Origin of the sequence: Diaphorobacter ruginosibacter (assembly GCF_014395975.1) — a bacterium.
GTDB lineage: Bacteria > Pseudomonadota > Gammaproteobacteria > Burkholderiales > Burkholderiaceae_C > Diaphorobacter_A > Diaphorobacter_A ruginosibacter.
Genome location: NZ_CP060714.1, coordinates 4,338,092 through 4,352,935 on the forward strand (window position 1 = coordinate 4,338,092; position 14,844 = coordinate 4,352,935).

Annotated in this window: 12 protein-coding genes; all 12 read right to left on the reverse strand. The window is 66.7% G+C overall.

The window, feature by feature from the left end; translation table 11 throughout:
- Window positions 1–12 precede the first annotated feature (12 nt).
- The 12 genes from H9K76_RS19665 to rsmH all read right to left on the reverse strand — a co-directional run bounded on the left by H9K76_RS19665 (window position 13) and on the right by rsmH (window position 14,842).
- Complete coding sequence (locus H9K76_RS19665) at window positions 13–885, reverse strand: cell division protein FtsQ/DivIB (RefSeq protein ID WP_187596976.1); 873 nt, start codon at window positions 883–885, stop codon at window positions 13–15.
- Window positions 882–1,889 (reverse strand): D-alanine--D-alanine ligase, encoded by a 1,008-nt coding sequence (locus H9K76_RS19670; RefSeq protein ID WP_187596977.1) that lies wholly within the window; start codon window positions 1,887–1,889, stop codon window positions 882–884. The genes H9K76_RS19665 and H9K76_RS19670 overlap by 4 nt, the downstream gene beginning before the upstream one ends.
- Window positions 1,886–3,319: a UDP-N-acetylmuramate--L-alanine ligase gene (murC, locus tag H9K76_RS19675; RefSeq protein ID WP_187596978.1), complete on the reverse strand. Its 1,434-nt coding sequence runs from the start codon at window positions 3,317–3,319 to the stop codon at window positions 1,886–1,888. Before murC ends, H9K76_RS19670 begins: the two co-directional genes overlap by 4 nt.
- The gene (murG, locus tag H9K76_RS19680; RefSeq protein ID WP_187596979.1) at window positions 3,316–4,386 is read right to left on the reverse strand and encodes an undecaprenyldiphospho-muramoylpentapeptide beta-N-acetylglucosaminyltransferase; all 1,071 of its coding nucleotides are present in this window, start codon (window positions 4,384–4,386) and stop codon (window positions 3,316–3,318) included. Before murG ends, murC begins: the two co-directional genes overlap by 4 nt.
- Window positions 4,383–5,669: a putative lipid II flippase FtsW gene (gene ftsW / locus H9K76_RS19685; RefSeq protein WP_187596980.1), complete on the reverse strand. Its 1,287-nt coding sequence runs from the start codon at window positions 5,667–5,669 to the stop codon at window positions 4,383–4,385. Before ftsW ends, murG begins: the two co-directional genes overlap by 4 nt.
- On the reverse strand, window positions 5,666–7,576 hold the full coding sequence (gene murD, locus H9K76_RS19690) for a UDP-N-acetylmuramoyl-L-alanine--D-glutamate ligase (RefSeq protein WP_187600748.1): 1,911 nt from the start codon (window positions 7,574–7,576) through the stop codon (window positions 5,666–5,668). The genes ftsW and murD overlap by 4 nt, the downstream gene beginning before the upstream one ends.
- 137 nt (window positions 7,577–7,713) lie before the next feature.
- Complete coding sequence (gene mraY, locus H9K76_RS19695; RefSeq protein ID WP_187596981.1) at window positions 7,714–8,892, reverse strand: phospho-N-acetylmuramoyl-pentapeptide-transferase; 1,179 nt, start codon at window positions 8,890–8,892, stop codon at window positions 7,714–7,716.
- Window positions 8,883–10,334: a UDP-N-acetylmuramoyl-tripeptide--D-alanyl-D-alanine ligase gene (locus H9K76_RS19700; RefSeq protein WP_187596982.1), complete on the reverse strand. Its 1,452-nt coding sequence runs from the start codon at window positions 10,332–10,334 to the stop codon at window positions 8,883–8,885. The genes mraY and H9K76_RS19700 overlap by 10 nt, the downstream gene beginning before the upstream one ends.
- Window positions 10,331–11,839: a UDP-N-acetylmuramoyl-L-alanyl-D-glutamate--2,6-diaminopimelate ligase gene (locus H9K76_RS19705; protein ID WP_187596983.1), complete on the reverse strand. Its 1,509-nt coding sequence runs from the start codon at window positions 11,837–11,839 to the stop codon at window positions 10,331–10,333. The genes H9K76_RS19700 and H9K76_RS19705 overlap by 4 nt, the downstream gene beginning before the upstream one ends.
- Complete coding sequence (locus H9K76_RS19710) at window positions 11,836–13,587, reverse strand: peptidoglycan D,D-transpeptidase FtsI family protein (RefSeq protein WP_187596984.1); 1,752 nt, start codon at window positions 13,585–13,587, stop codon at window positions 11,836–11,838. The genes H9K76_RS19705 and H9K76_RS19710 overlap by 4 nt, the downstream gene beginning before the upstream one ends.
- A complete protein-coding gene (gene ftsL, locus H9K76_RS19715) occupies window positions 13,584–13,916 on the reverse strand; it encodes a cell division protein FtsL (protein WP_187600749.1) in 333 nt (110 codons plus the stop codon). The genes H9K76_RS19710 and ftsL overlap by 4 nt, the downstream gene beginning before the upstream one ends.
- Complete coding sequence (rsmH, locus tag H9K76_RS19720) at window positions 13,916–14,842, reverse strand: 16S rRNA (cytosine(1402)-N(4))-methyltransferase RsmH (protein ID WP_187596985.1); 927 nt, start codon at window positions 14,840–14,842, stop codon at window positions 13,916–13,918. Before rsmH ends, ftsL begins: the two co-directional genes overlap by 1 nt.
- Between the last annotated feature and the right edge of the window lie 2 nt (window positions 14,843–14,844).

A 14,844-nucleotide genomic window follows, 5' to 3' on the forward strand; every position in this document is an offset into this window, starting at 1 on the left:
TCCGTCCTGCCCTCAGTTGTTGCGCCCGGGTGTGCGTGTCGTTGTCGTCGTGCGCGCCGCCGCCGGCCGTGCGGTCGCCCGCGCCGCCGCAGTCCTCGCGCGTGCGGCAGCCGTCTCTGCGCTCACCGTGGTCACGCCGCGCAGGCGCAACGCATATCCATCCATCTGCCGGAGATCAGCGGTCTCCAGCGAATCCACCTTGCGGCCCTGCTGCGCAGCGACCTTCGATACCGTGCGCACGAAGCGGTCCAGCCGCTGCAGCACGTCGATCGTGCTGCCGCTGCCCATCTCGATGCTCGCGCCGCCTTCGAGCGTCATGCGCCAGCTGCCACGTCCGTTGAGCGCCAGCGTGTCGATGGCCGACCCCAGCGGCTTCACCGCGGGAGCGAGCCGGTCATACATCTGCAGCATTTCGAGCGAGCGGCCATCCGGCCCGATCAGGCGCGGCAGGCGCGAGTCCTCGTCGTCATCCGCATCCGCCTCGAAGACCTCTCCGTAGTTGTTCACCAGCGTGGGGCTGCCCTCGGCGCCCCAGAACGCGCGCGCCTGGTGCTCCTGGATCTCGACGGCAAGGCCGTTCGGGAACTCGCGGCGCACCTGCGCCTTGCGGATCCATGGAACGCCCTCGAACACCTCGCGCGCCTGCTGCAGGTTCAGCGTGTAGAAATTGCCCATCAGCTGCGGCGCCACGTTGGCGCGCAGGCTCACCGGATTGATGTGCGAGAGATCGCCATGCACCACGATGCGCCCGATGCTGAACGCCGGATTGCGCAGGAACCACCAGCCGCCGCCCACCAGCAGGCCCACGGCGCAGCACACGAACAGGATCGTGGCGATCATGTTCATGACTCTGACGTCGAGAGGTGCTGGCAGTGCGTCGTTCATTGCGCGCCGGCTCCTTGCGGTTCATTCTTCGGGGTGCCCTGGCGTGCGTCGAGCGAGGCCATCGACAGGATGCGCAGGCACAGCTCGGGGTAGTCGATGCCTTCGGCCCGTGCCGACATCGGCACCAGCGAATGGCCCGTCATGCCGGGCGATGTATTGATTTCCAGCAGGAACGGCTTGCGGTCGCTCTTGCGGATCATGATGTCCGCACGTGCCCAGCCGCGGCAGCCCAGGGTGCGGAAGGCCTCGACGACGAGGCGCTGGATCTCGCGCTCCTCCGCCTCGGGCAGGCCGCTCGGGCAGTGGTATTGCGTGACGTCGGTGAAGTACTTGTTCTGGTAGTCGTAGTTGCCTTCGGGGGCGACGATGCGGATCACGGGCAGCGCACGGGCGTCATGGCCCTGGCCCAGGATCGGGCAGGTGGTCTCGTCGCCATCGATGAACTGCTCGCACAGCACTTCCGGATCGAACTGGGATGCGAGGCGATAGGCCTGTTCGCACTGGCCGACCGACGTCACCTTGGTGAGGCCGATGGTGGAGCCTTCGCGCGCAGGCTTGACGATCATCGGAGAACCCAGGTCCTTGAAGGCCTGCGCGGTCTCGGCGGCACTGGACACGAGCTTCCAGTCGGGTGTCGGCAGGCCTTCGGCACGCCAGATCCGCTTGGTCATGATCTTGTCCATGGAGATGCTCGAAGCCATCACGCCGGGGCCGGTGTAGGGAATGCCCAGCAACTCGAGCGCGCCCTGCACCGTGCCGTCCTCGCCATGGCGACCGTGCAGCGCGATGAAGCAGCGGTCATAGCCATGCGCCTTCAGGTCGCACAAGTTGTTGAGCGACGGGTCGAACGCATGCGCATCCACGCCGCGCGATTGCAGTGCCTGCAGTACGCCACCGCCGGACATCAGCGAGACTTCCCGCTCCGCCGACGTACCCCCCATCAGCACGGCGACCTTGCCGAGGCCGCGGGCATCGATGTTCAATTGCTTGTTGTTGCTGCTCATTGCGCCTTTCCTTCCTGCGCAGACTGACCCTTGCCCGATACGATCTCGGACACCTTGGCGGGCACGGCACCGATCGAGCCCGCGCCCATGCACATCACCACGTCGCCGCTCCTGGCACCGCTCAGGATGCGCTCTGGCAGCTCGGCCACGTCGTCGATGAAGACCGGCTCCACCTTGCCCGCCACGCGCACGGCGCGCGCGAGCGCACGACCGTCGGCGGCGACGATGGGCTGCTCCCCGGCGGCGTACACCTCGGTCAGCAGCACCGCGTCGGCCTCGCCGAGTACCTTCACGAAATCCTCGAAGCAGTCGCGCGTGCGGCTGTAGCGATGCGGCTGGAACGCCATCACGAGACGCCGGCCCGGGAATGCCCCACGCGCGGCCTCCATCGTCGCGGCCATTTCGACCGGATGGTGGCCATAATCCTCGATCAGGTCGAAGGTGCCGCCATCGCTCGCCGGCAGGTCGGCGATGCGCTGGAAGCGCCGCCCCACACCGTTGAAGTGGGCAAGCCCGCGCAGCAGCGCCTCGTCGGACACGTCCACTTCGGCAGCCACCACGATGGCCGCGAGCGCATTGAGCACGTTGTGCATGCCCGCAAGATTGAGCACCACGTCGAGATCCGGGCCGGCCGCGGGGCCGCTGCGCTGCACGCGGAAATGCATCTGCGTGCCGACGGCGCGCACATCGACGGCGCGCACCTGGGCGTCCTCGCCGAAGCCATAGGTGATCACCGGGCGCGTGAGGCGCGGCAGGATGTCGCGCACCGCCGGGCTTTCCACGCACAGGATCGCCGTGCCGTAGAACGGCATGCGGTGCAGGAATTCGACGAATGCGCTCTTGAGCTTTTCGAAATCGTGCCCGTAGGTCTCCATGTGGTCCGCATCGATGTTCGTGACCACCGCCATCACCGGCAGGAGGTTCAGGAACGATGCGTCAGACTCGTCGGCCTCGACCACGATGTACTCGCCCTTGCCCAGCTTGGCGTTCGCGCCCGCGCTGTTCAATCGGCCGCCGATCACGAAGGTGGGATCGAGCCCGGCCTCGGCCAGCACGCTCGCGACCAGGCTGGTGGTCGTGGTCTTGCCGTGGGCGCCGGCAATCGCGATGCCCTGGCGCAGGCGCATGAGCTCGGCCAGCATCAGTGCACGGGGCACCACGGGAATCTTCTTCTCGCGCGCCGCCAGCACCTCGGGGTTGTCGCCCTGCACGGCCGTCGAGGTGACCACGGCATTCGCCCCCTCGATGTTCGCGGCCGCATGGCCGACATGCGTGCGGATGCCGAGCTGCTGCAGGCGGCGCAGCGTAGCGCTGTCCGACAGATCAGAGCCCGACACCATGTAGCCCAGGTTGTGCAGCACTTCGGCAATGCCGCTCATGCCCGCACCACCGAGGCCCACGAAATGGATGTGACGGATGGCGTGCTTCATCGTGCCAGTTCCTCACATGCGGTCACCACCTCGCGGGTGGCGTTGATCTTTTCCATAGCCTTGGCCTTCAGCGCCTTCTCCAGCAGCGCAGGGCGCTGCAAATTCATGATCATGTCCGCCAGTCCGCGCGGCGTGAGGTCGCGCTGCTGGACCAGCCAGCCACCGCCCGCATCGACCAGGAACCGCGCATTCGTGGTCTGGTGGTCGTCGACGGCGGCGGGAAACGGCACGTACACGGCAGCGGCACCGACCGCCGCGATCTCGGTCACGGTGCTGGCGCCCGCGCGGCAGACAATCAGGTCCGCGTCGGCAAACGCCTGCGCGGTGTCGTCGATGAACGGCGTGAGCGTGGCTTGCACGCCCGCCGTTTCGTAGTTCGTGCGCAGCGCATCGATCTGCGTCGCACCGCTCTGGTGGGTCACCTGCGGACGCTGTTGCTCGGGGATCAGGGCAAGCGCCTGCGGCACGATGTCGTTCAGCGCCCGCGCTCCCAGGCTGCCACCGACCACCAGCAGCCTGAGCGGTCCCGTGCGCCCGGCAAACCGGGTGGCGGGATCGGGCATGCGGGTGAATGCCGCGCGCAGGGGGTTGCCCACCCACTGCCCCTTCCTGAACACGTTCGGGAACGCCGTGAAGATGCGGTCGGCCACTCCCGCGAGCACCTTGTTGGCCATGCCGGCCACCGAGTTCTGCTCATGCAGCACCAGCGGCTTGCCGGCCATCACCCCCATCATCCCGCCGGGGAAGGTGACGTAGCCCCCCATGCCCACGATCACGTCGGGCTTGACGCGGCGCACCACCGACAGTGCCTGCCAGAACGCACGCAGCAGGCGCAGCGGCAGCAGGGCCAGCGTCACCAGCCCCTTGCCGCGTACGCCCGAGAAATCGATGGTCTCGAGCTGGAAACCCTTGGGCGGAACAATGCGGGACTCCATGCTGCCCGGCGTGCCGAGCCAGTGCACGCTCCAGCCGCGCGCGCGCAGTTCCTCCGCCACGGCCAGTCCCGGGAAGATGTGCCCGCCCGTGCCGCCTGCCATGATGAGCGCGGTGCGTGTCGCTGTCGTCATACGCGGCCTCCTCTCATCAGGACCTTGTTCTCGTAGTCGACGCGCAGGACCACCGCCAGCGCCACCAGGTTCATCAGCACCGCCGATCCTCCAAAGCTCATCAGCGGCAGGGTCAGCCCCTTGGTGGGCAGAGCGCCCAGGTTCACGCCCATGTTGATGAATGACTGAAAACCTATCCACATCGCGATGCCCTGCGCCACGAGTCCGGAGAACACACGGTCCAGCGCGATCGCCTGGCGGCCGATGTGCATGATGCGGCGCGTGAGCCAGAGGAAGGCGACGATCAGGATCAGCACACCCATCAGGCCGAACTCCTCGCCGATCACCGACAGCAGGAAGTCGGTGTGCGCCTCGGGCAGCCAGTGCAGCTTCTCCACGCTGCCGCCCAGGCCGACACCAAAGATCTCGCCACGGCCGATCGCGATCAGCGCGTGCGAGAGCTGATAGCCCTTGCCGAGTGCGTGCTTCTCGCTCCACGGATCGAGGTACGCGAAGATGCGCTCACGGCGCCAGTCGGAGAACCACACCATGCAGGCGAAGGCCAGCAGCAGCACGGCCGCGATCAGGAAAAACATGCGGGCGTTCACGCCACCCAGGAACAGGATGCCCATGGCGACGACGGCGATCACCATGAAGGCCCCCATGTCGGGCTCGGCCAACAGCAGCGCGCCGACCACGGCGACCGAAATGGCCATCGGCAGCACGGCGCGGAAGAAACGCTCCTTCACCTCCATCTTGCGCACCATGTAGTCGGATGCATAGATCACGACGGCCAGCTTGGCGAGCTCCGACGGCTGGAAGTTCATGAAACCCAGCGACAGCCAGCGGCGCGCGCCATTCACCACGGTACCCACGTGCGGTATCAGCACCGCGACCAGCAGCAGGATAGCGACGACGAACATCCACGGCGCATAGCGCTCCCAGAGCTTCATCGGGATCTTGAAGGTGAACCATGCGCAGAAGAAGCCGATGAGCAGCGACAGCACATGGCGCTTGACGAAGTGGTAGTGCTCGATATTGCCGAAGCGCGGGTTGTCCGGCATCGCGATCGATGCCGAGTACACCATCACCACGCCCCATGCGAGCAGGAAGATCACGACCCACAGCAGCGCCTGGTCGAATCCCACCATGCGCGCCGGCGTTGCGGCGGTCTGACGGTATTCGGTGCCGCCGATGCGCACCGGCAGCACGTCCGCCGCCTTCGCTGGAAGGCCGCCGAACAGGCCGCCAAACGGGCTGGCAAGACGTTGCCACAGGCTCGGGCGTTCCACATCGGCCGTCATGCCTGTCCTCCCAGAACCTGGCCGGCATCATCGGCCAGCGCCTGCACCGCATCGCAGAACACCCGCGCGCGGTGCGCATAGTTGTCGAACATGTCCAGGCTGGCACATGCCGGGGACATCAGCACGGCGTCGCCGGCCTGCGCGTTCTGCGCGCACAGCTGCACAGCCTCCGGCATGGTGGCCGCATGCAGCAGCGGTACGCCGGTGTCCTGCAGCGCCGCCTCGATCTGCGCGGCATCGCGCCCGATCAGCACCACGGCCCGTGCATAGCGGGAGATCGGGGAGGCGAGTGGAGAGAAGTCCTGGCCCTTGCCATCGCCCCCCAGGATCACCACCAGGCGGCGATCCGGCCCCAGGCCGCTCAGTGCCGCCACCGTGGCGCCCACATTCGTGCCCTTGCTGTCGTCGAAGTACTCGACGTCGTTCACGATCCCCACCGGCTCCACGCGATGCGGTTCGCCGCGGTACTCGCGCAGCCCGAACAGCATCGGCGCCAGTGCGCAGCCCGCGGCGTGCGCCAGCGCCAGTGCCGCCAGCGCGTTCATTGCGTTGTGGCGACCGCGGATGCGCAGCGCGTCGGCCGGCATCAGGCGCTGGATATAGAGATCAACCTCCTGCGCCGAGCGCGACTTGCGGCTGGTTTCGTCGGCCTCGTGCGCGCGCACAAGCCACGCCATTCCGCCGACCATCTCGATGCCGAAATCGCCGGGGCGCTGCGGCATGTCGCCGCCGAAGGTGACATGCGTGCGCAACTGCGGCTTCTGCAGCTTGACGCGCACGGGCGGCGGCAGCATGTCCATCACCATCTGGTCGTCGCGGTTCAGCACCATGAGCGCCTGGTCGCCGAAGATGCGCGCCTTCGCGGCCGCATAGGCCTGCAGGCTGCCGTGCCAGTCCAGATGGTCCTGGGTGATGTTGAGTACGGTGGCTGCCGTGGGCTCGAAACCCTTGACGCCGTCGAGCTGGAAGCTGGAGAGCTCCAGCACCCACACCTGCGGCAGCGTGCCGGCATCGAGGTGCTGCGACAGCGTGTCGAGTAGCGTGGGGCCGATGTTCCCGGCCATGGCCACCGTCCTCTCGGCACACTCCACCAGCAGTGCGGTGAGCGACGTGACCGTGGTCTTGCCGTTCGTTCCCGTGATCGCCAGCACGGAAGGCTGGTAGCTGCGCTCGGCAGCTAGCTCGCGCAATGCCAGCGTGAACAGGTCGAGTTCGCCGCCCACAGGAATCTGCGCTGCGTGGGCGGCCTCGACCACGGCAGCGATGGCGGCCGGGAACAGCCCCGGCGAGCGATACACGGCATCGAGCGACTGCCCTTCGACCAGGTCGGCTCCCATGGCGCCAGCAACGAAGCGCACCTGCGGCAACTCCTGCTGCAGCTGGGTCTTTTGCGGCGGCGCCTCGCGCGTATCGGCCACCGTCACGTCGGCACCGCTGCGGGCGCACCAGCGCGCCATCGCCATGCCGGATGCCCCCAGACCCAGGATCAATACGCGCTTGCCCTGCAGGTAGGGCTCGAATGCGGGCACGGGAATCGCTTCGTCCTGCGGCTCCTGGGCAGCGTTCTCCGCGCCCTCTTCGGTCGATGCAGATGTCGATGCATCGGCAGGCTCGCCGGCATCGGCCGCTGGCTCCGCCTCGTCCTTGCCCTGGACATCGGCAAAGATGCGTGCGACGAATTCGGCCGCTTCCGCAGCGGCGGACTTCGCCGGTGCGACAAAGTTCTCGGCGGCACCCAGGTAGGCGGGCTTGGGTTCGGGCTCGGGCTGCGCTTCGTCTGGCGATGCGGTCACTGCCTCGTCTGCAGCCGCCAGGCCGTCATCCGGGGCAGCCAGCGAAACTTCGGCATCCAGCCCGGGCGTCGGGGGCACCAGTTCCGGTGCCAGCTCCGTCAACGGTTCCGACATCGGATCCGGTACGGCCACCGGAGCATCCTGCTGCAGGGCATTCGACGCCTGCAGTTCGGAAACGACCGAAGCCACCTCCGGCACCACTTCGGGTGCCTGGGCGGCTTCATGACGGAGGGGGTCGTTCGGCAGCGGACTCATCTGAGTTTCAGGGTCGTGAGGCCGATGAGGCACAGCAGCATGGTGATGATCCAGAAACGCACGACGACCTGCGTTTCCTTCCATCCGCTTTTCTCGAAATGGTGGTGCAGCGGCGCCATCTTCAGGAGACGGCGTCCTTCGCCATACCGCTTCTTGGTGAACTTGAACCAGGTGACCTGCAGCATCACGGAGAGCGCTTCGACCACGAAGATGCCGCCCATCACCGCCAGCACGATTTCCTGGCGCACGATCACGGCGATGGTGCCGAGCGCCGCGCCGAGCGCGAGCGCGCCCACGTCGCCCATGAACACCTGCGCCGGATGCGTGTTGAACCACAGGAATGCCAGCCCCGCGCCGGCCATGGCGGACGTGAAGATCATCAGTTCGCTCGCGCCCGCGATGTGCGGGAACAGCAGGTACTTGGAATAGCTCACGCTGCCGGTCACATAGGCGAAGACACCCAGCGACGCGCCCACCATGACCACCGGCATGATGGCCAGGCCATCGAGGCCGTCGGTCAGGTTCACCGCATTGCTCGATCCCACGATCACCAGATAGGTCAGGATCACGAAACCCAGCACGCCCAGCGGGTAGGTCACCTCCTTGAAGAAGGGAACGTTCAGGCCGGCCTTGGGCGGCAGGTCGAGCGAGAAGCCCGACTGCACCCACGAGATGAACAGCTCGAACACGCGCCAGTTGGAGTTCTCGGAGATGCTGAACACCAGGTAGAGCGCAGCGAGCAGGCCGATCACGGATTGCCAGAAATACTTCTCGCGTGAGCGCATGCCCTCCGGGTCCTTGTTGACCACCTTGCGCCAGTCATCCACCCAGCCGATGGCACCGAAGCCCAGCGTCACGGCGAGCACGATCCATACGAAGCGGTTCGAGAGATCGGCCCACAGCAATGTGGAGATGGTGATCGCCAGCAGGATCAGCACGCCGCCCATGGTCGGCGTGCCGCTCTTGGCCAGGTGCGACTGCATCGCGTACTCGCGGATCGGCTGGCCGATCTTGAGCGAGGTGAGCATGCGGATCACACGAGGTCCCGCGGCCAGGCCGATCAGCAGTGCCGTGAGCGCGGCCATCACCGCGCGGAAGGTGATGTACTGGAACACGCGCAGGAATCCGAATTCCGGCGACAGTGTCTGCAACCATTGAGCGAGCGTCAGCAGCATGCGCGACCTCCAGTTGGTTGACCTTCCCCGCGGGTGGTGTCTTCGGCCGACCGCGCCTGCAGCGCCTGCACCACTTGTTCCATCTTCATGAATCTCGATCCCTTGACCAGTACGCTGCCGTCCTTCGGCAGGCTGGCCTGCACCGCTGCAAGCAGCGATGCCATGTCTTCAAAATGCTGCGCAAGAGGCCCTGCGGCCTCGGCAGCGTGGGTCGCCAGGTGACCCAGTGCGAACATCCGGTCGATGCCGCGCCCCTGTGCATAGGCACCGGCTTCGGCATGGAACTGCGGCCCCTGGTCGCCGACCTCGCCCATGTCGCCCAGCACCAGCCACTGCGGCCTGGGGAGACTGGCAAGCACGTCGATCGCGGCACGCACGGAATCAGGATTGGCGTTGTAGCTGTCGTCCACCAGCGTGATCGCATGACCACCCGCCAGCGGCAGCACCATCGCACGCGAGCGGCCCTTGACGGGCTCGAACTGCGTGAGGCCCCTGGCGATCGCGAACAGCGGCACGCCCGCCGCCACCGCGCAGGCCGTGGCGGCCAGGGCGTTGGCCACGTTGTGGCTGCCTGCAATGTGCAGTTCCGTGTCGAATGCGCCCTGCGGTGTCGAGATCCGCACCTGCCAGCCCGCGCCCTGCCACTCGGCCCGGGCACATTGCACATCGCCCGCCCGCTCGCCGAACATGAGCGTGCGGCGCTTGCCGGCAAGCTCGCGCCACAGCGGCGTGTAGGCATCCTCGGCCGGGAACACCGCCACGCCATCGCGCGGCAGTGATGCGAACACGCTGCCGTTCTCGCGCGCGACGGCTTCCACCGTCTGCATGAACTCCAGGTGCTCGCGCTGTGCGTTGTTGACCAGCGCCACCGTCGGGCGCGCAAGGTCGGCAAGGTAGGCGATCTCGCCGGGATGGTTCATGCCCATCTCGATCACCGCTGCCTCATGCTGCGCGCCCATGCGCAGCAGCATCAACGGAACGCCGATGTCGTTGTTGAAATTGCCCTGGGTCGCGAACGCGGCCTCGGCCTTCCAGGCACGCAGGATGGACGCGATCATCTGCGTCACGGTAGTCTTGCCGTTGCTGCCGGTCACGCCGATCAGCGGGCCATGCCAGTGCCTGCGCCAACCCGCGGCAAGAGCCCCCAGGGCACGCAGCGTGTCCGGCACATGGATACCGGCAAGACCCGCGTCCTCCAGCCCGCCGTGCGCGATGGCGGCAATGGCACCGGCCTCGCGCGCCTGCGCGAGAAACTGGTTGGCATCGAAACGCTCGCCCTTGAGTGCCACGAACAGGTCGCCCGCTGCCAGCGTGCGCGTGTCGGTATGCACGCGCTGCAGTGGCAGGCTGCCATCCCCGATCAGGCGGGCCGACGGCATGCGCTCGGACACCAGCGCGAACGCGTCGCCCAGGGTCATCAATGCCTTCTTCTGCGCGCTCATGCCGCACCTCCGCGTTGCGCCAGTGCGGCCCGTGCCTGCTCGATGTCGGAGAAGTGGTGGCGTTCGCCCCGCACTTCCTGGTAGTCCTCGTGCCCCTTGCCGGCGATCAGCACCACGTCTTGCGCGGCCGCCGCGGCCAGGGTCTCGGAGATGGCCTGGGCGCGATCGGCCTGCACGCGCAGCGTCTGCGCGGGCGTCGTGCCCTTCAGTATCTGCTCGATGATGCTCATCGGTTCTTCATTGCGCGGGTTGTCGCTGGTGACGACCACCTCGTCCGAGAATCGCTGCGCGATCGCGCCCATGTGGGGGCGCTTTCCCGGGTCGCGGTTGCCGCCGCAGCCGAACACGCACCAAAGCTTGCCGCCGCGCTCCCTGGCCATGGGCTGCAGGGCTTGCAGAGCCTTTTCGAGCGCATCGGGCGTATGCGAATAGTCGACAGCCACCATGGGCTGGCCCGCGGAGGTGATGCGCTCCATGCGCCCCGGCACCGGAGTGAGCTGCGCGCAGGCCCACAGCGCATGCTCGAGCGCAATGCCGAGTGAACGCAGGGCGGCGATCACCCCCAGCAGATTGGAGACGTTGTACAGGCCGATCACCTGTGTCTGCAGCATGAAGGCATGCACGCCCTCGACCACCGTAAACACCAGGCCGTCATCGCTGTGGCGAATGTCACGCGCCTTCAGCCGCGCATTCCCGCGCAGCGACACGGTCCAGATGTCGAGCTGCGACGCCTCGAGCTCCTGCGCCAGTTGCGCGCCGTGCTGGTCGTCGATGTTGATCACCGCTGTGCGCAGGCCTGGCCAGTCGAAGAGCTCGCGCTTGGCCTCCCAGTAGGCCTGCATGGACGGGTGGTAGTCCAGGTGGTCCTGGGTGAGGTTGGTGAACAGCGCGGTGCGGATGCGCGTGCCGGCAAGGCGGTGCTCGGCCAGGCCGATGGACGATGCCTCGATCGCGCACGCACCAATGCCTTCTTCGATGAACTGTGCGAACGCTCGCTGCAGCCGCACCGGATCGGGAGTGGTCAGCCCCGTCGACTCCATGCGGCCGGGCAGGCCCACGCCCAGCGTGCCGATGAGCGCACAGCCCTTGTAGGTCAGCACGTCGGCCTGTCCGGCCAGTGCATTGAGCGCCTCGGCCAGCCACCACGCGGTGCTGGTCTTGCCATTGGTGCCCGTCACAGCCATCACGTCGAGCCGCGTGGTGGGCAGATCGAACCACGCCGCAGCGATCGGGCCCGTGGTCGCCTTGAGGCCACGCATGGTCGCCATGTGCGCGCCGTCGAAACCGAAGGCGTCGACGCCCTCCTGCTCGACCAGGCATGCCACGGCCCCATTGGCCAGCGCGTTGCCCACGTGCAGCCGGCCGTCGGTCGCAGCGCCGGGCCAGGCAATGAATCCGTCACCCGGCTGGATCAGGCGGCTGTCGGTCTGCAATGTGCCGGTCACGCGCTCACGCAGCCAACGCACGGCGTCCTGGGCAGAGGCGAGGTGAAGGAGAACGCTCATAGGGGCAACTCCTCCACGGGGTCGGCGACGATCTGCGGACGCACGGCCATGTCGGGCGGCACGCCCATCATGCGCAGCGTCTGCTGCACCACTTCGCTGAAGACCGGTGCCGCGGAGATACCGCCATAGGCCGAGCCCACGGTGGGCTCGTCGATCATGACCGCCACGATGATGCGCGGGTTGTCGATCGGCGCCATGCCCGTGAACCAGCCACGGTACTTGCCTGTGGCATAGGTCTTGCCGATCTGCTTGCGCGCGGTACCGGACTTGCCGCCCACCGAGTAGCCCACCGTCTGTGCGCGCTGGCCGGTACCACCCGGGCCGGCCGCCATGTGCAGCATCTTGCGCACCTGCGCCGCCGTCTTGGGCGTGAACACCGGAACACCCACGGCGGGCTCGCTGCTCTTGAGCATCGTGGCCGGAATCACCTTGCCGTCGTTGGAGAACACGGTGTAGGAGCGCGCCATCTGGAACAGGCTGGCCGACAGGCCGTAGCCGTACGACATGGTGGCCTGCTCCACCGGGCGCCAGCTCTTGTAGGGACGCAAGCGCCCGGCGACGGCTCCAGGGAAGGAGATGTTGGGCTTCTGCCCGAATCCGACGGCCGAGAACGTCTCCCACATGTCCTTGGCGGGCATGTTCATCGCGATCTTGGTCGTGCCGACGTTGCTCGACTTCTGGATCACGCCCTCGACGGTCAGCGCCCCGTAGTTGTGCGTGTCCGAGATGGTGGAGCCCGTGATGTTGATCCGGCCCGGCGTGGTGTCGATCGTCGTCTCCGGCTTCACGCGGCCCGAGTTCAGCGCCAGCCCGATCGTGATCGGCTTGATGGTCGATCCCGGCTCGAATACATCGGTCATTGCGCGATTGCGCAGCTGCTCGCCGGTCAGGTTCTTGCGGTTGCCCGGATCGTAGGTGGGATAGTTGGCCAGCGCGAGCACCTCGCCCGTATGGGCATCCAGCACCACCACGCTGCCGGCCTTGGCCTTCTTCTCGATCACTGTGTCGCGCAGCTTCTGGTAGGCGAAGAACTGCACCTTGCTGTCCACCGACAGCTGGATGTCCTTGCCGTCGAGCGGAGGCACTTCCACGCCCACGCCTTCGACGATGCGGCCCAGGCGGTCCTTGATCACGCGGCGCGAACCCGGCTTGCCGGCGAGCTCCTTGTCGAATGCGAGCTCCATGCCTTCCTGGCCGTGGTCCTCCACGTTGGTGAAGCCGACGATGTGAGCCGCCGACTCGCCCTCGGGATACTCGCGCTTGTATTCCTTGCGCTGGAAGATGCCCTTGATCTCGAGCTTGGCGATTTCCTGGCCCACGCCCCAGTCAAGCTGGCGCTTGATCCAGACAAAACTCTTGTCCTCGTCGGCGAGCTTCGCCTTGAGCGATGCATACGGCATGTCCATCAGCTTGGCCAGCTGCTTGAGCTTGGCCTGCACCTCGGGCTTGTCCTGCTCCACGTCTTCGGGGATCGCCCAGATGCTGGCGGCGGGAACGCTGGACGCGAGGATGAGCCCGTTGCGATCGAGGATGCGGCCGCGGTTGGCCGGCAGCTCCAGGGTACGGGCAAAGCGCACCTCACCCTGGCGCAGGAAGAAGTCGTTGCCGATGACCTGCACATAGGCCGCGCGCGCCGCCAGACCCACGAATCCCAGGGCGACGACAGCGACGATGAACTTGCTGCGCCAGACGGGCGTCTTGCTCGCAAGCAGCGGGCTGGAGATGTAGTTGACGCTGCGCGTGCTCACGGGCGCCTCCCGCCGGCCGCGGGCGCTGAAGCGGTGGCCGTGCTGGTCACCGATACGACGGGCGTTCCGTCATCGGTGACATATTGGGTGATCGCCGGCGTGGCGGAAGTCATCTGCAGCTTCTCGCGCGCCAGTGTTTCCACGCGCAGCGGCGTGGCCTGTGCGCGTTTCTCGACCTGCAGCCGCTGGTGTTCGGTTTCAAGACGGCGCGCCTCCGCCTGTGCGCGGTCGAGTTCGGTGAACAGGCGCCTCGCGTCGTACTGGTTGTTCACCAGGTACATGGAGCTCAGCATCACCGCCAACAGCAGCAACAGGTTCAGGCGCAGCATCATGCCGGCACCTCCGTGCGCTCGGCCACGCGCATCACGGCACTGCGCGAGCGTGGGTTGCCCTGCACCTCGTCGGCACCGGGCTTGATGCGGTCGAGCGCCTTCAGGCGCATCGGTGTCGGCGGCGCAAAGGGTGCACGGCGGTCGTAGACCTCCTTGGAGTGCTGCGCGATGAACTGCTTGACGATGCGGTCTTCAAGCGAATGAAAGCTGATCACCACCAGGCGGCCGCCCGGCTTGAGAATGCGCAGGCTGCCTTCTAGCGCCTGTTGCAGCTCTTCAAGCTCGGCGTTGATGAAAATCCGAAGAGCCTGAAATGTGCGCGTTGCAGGGTTCTGGCCCGGCTCGCGGGTTTTGACCGCGCCAGCCACGACGTCGGCCAATTCGGAGGTGTTTGTAATTGGACCCCGTTCCTCGCGCCGAGCAACAATCGCCTTTGCAATGGGGCCAGCAAACCGTTCTTCGCCGTAGTCACGTATCACCTCCGCTATCTGCTTTGCTTCAGCCTCTGCCAACCACTGGGCCACACTTTCACCACGGGTGGTGTCCATGCGCATGTCCAGCGGGCCGTCGAAGCGGAAGCTGAAGCCACGCTCCGGATCATCGATTTGTGGAGAGCTCACCCCCAGGTCCAGCAGCAGCCCGTCCACGCTGCGCTCAGGCAGTTCGCCGAGATGGCGAAAGCCTTCGTGCCGGATTGAAAAACGCGCATCAGTGATGCGCGTTGCGGCTTCGATGGCTTGTGGGTCCTTGTCGAACGCCACGAGATGTCCGCCCGGCCCCAGCCTCTGCAGGATCAGGCCCGAGTGGCCGCCCCGGCCGAAGGTGCCGTCGACATAGGTCGCCGAAGCGTCGTGGTCAGGACTGAACAGGGCATCGACCGCCTCGTTCAGCAGGACCGTGGTGTGCAGCAATGGCTGGTTCACTC

Excerpts from the sequence above, each read along its gene's own strand:
- H9K76_RS19665 (WP_187596976.1), bottom strand. The coding sequence starts at position 885 with ATGAACGACGCACTGCCAGCACCTCTCGACGTCAGAGTCATGAACATG.
- H9K76_RS19670 (WP_187596977.1), bottom strand. The coding sequence starts at position 1,889 with ATGAGCAGCAACAACAAGCAATTGAACATCGATGCCCGCGGCCTCGGC.
- murC (WP_187596978.1), bottom strand. The coding sequence starts at position 3,319 with ATGAAGCACGCCATCCGTCACATCCATTTCGTGGGCCTCGGTGGTGCG.
- murG (WP_187596979.1), bottom strand. The coding sequence starts at position 4,386 with ATGACGACAGCGACACGCACCGCGCTCATCATGGCAGGCGGCACGGGC.
- ftsW (WP_187596980.1), bottom strand. The coding sequence starts at position 5,669 with ATGACGGCCGATGTGGAACGCCCGAGCCTGTGGCAACGTCTTGCCAGC.
- murD (WP_187600748.1), bottom strand. The coding sequence starts at position 7,576 with ATGTCGGAACCGTTGACGGAGCTGGCACCGGAACTGGTGCCCCCGACG.
- mraY (WP_187596981.1), bottom strand. The coding sequence starts at position 8,892 with ATGCTGCTGACGCTCGCTCAATGGTTGCAGACACTGTCGCCGGAATTC.
- H9K76_RS19700 (WP_187596982.1), bottom strand. The coding sequence starts at position 10,334 with ATGAGCGCGCAGAAGAAGGCATTGATGACCCTGGGCGACGCGTTCGCG.
- H9K76_RS19705 (WP_187596983.1), bottom strand. The coding sequence starts at position 11,839 with ATGAGCGTTCTCCTTCACCTCGCCTCTGCCCAGGACGCCGTGCGTTGG.
- ftsL (WP_187600749.1), bottom strand. The coding sequence starts at position 13,916 with ATGCTGCGCCTGAACCTGTTGCTGCTGTTGGCGGTGATGCTGAGCTCC.